Below are 728 nucleotides of genomic sequence, written 5' to 3' on the forward strand. Positions count from 1 at the left end.
GGCCTGGGCCCGGTGATGACCAGCGTCGCCTGTCTTTCCTGCCACGACGGGCCTCCGGCGCAGGGTGGCACGACCCAGCGGCTGGAAACCCGCTTCGGCCGGCGCAATGCGGACGGGACATTCGATCCGCTCCTCTCGCTCGGCGGACCGCTGCTGCAGGATGAAGCAATCGGCACGGTGAACGGGGTCAACTTCGTGCCCGAGAAGGTTCCGGCGGAGGCGAACGTTGTCGCTCAGCGCCGCACGACTCCGCTCTTCGGACTTGGGCTCGTGGATGCGACGGCAGATGCGACCTTCGTCGCCATCGCGGCCTGGCAGAGCGCTCACGATCCGGCTGCCGCCGGACGGCCGGCGATGGTCCCGGAGATCGGCGCCTCGGCGCTGCGCGTCGGGAGGTTCGGCTGGAAGGCGGCGCTTCCGACGCTGCTCCAGTTCAACGCGGACGCCTTCTTCAACGAAGTGGGAATCACCACTCCGCTCTTTCCCGACGAGAATTGCCCGCAAGGAAACTGCGCCTTGCTGGCGCAGAACCCCTCCCCCGGCGTGAACGATCCCGACGGCAGCGCCCTCGGTCAGGTCAACGACTTCGTCCGATTTCTCGGCCCGCCGCCTCGCGGGCCGGCGGGCTCCGGCTCCGCCACCTTCGCGGCGATCGGCTGCTCCTTCTGCCACGTGCAGACGCTCGTGACCGCGACGAACGCCAGCGCCGCATTCGACCGCGTCGCCTA

General features: G+C 69.2%; 1 protein-coding gene. It reads left to right on the plus strand.

Annotated elements, in window-relative coordinates; all coding sequences use genetic code 11:
- Positions 1-15: 15 nt before the first annotated feature.
- On the plus strand, positions 16-728 hold a 713-nt coding region (locus E6J58_24275), incomplete at its 3' end, for a hypothetical protein (GenBank protein TMB31541.1).

The sequence above is a fragment of the Deltaproteobacteria bacterium genome (assembly GCA_005879535.1).
GTDB lineage: Bacteria > Myxococcota > Myxococcia > Myxococcales > 40CM-4-68-19 > 40CM-4-68-19.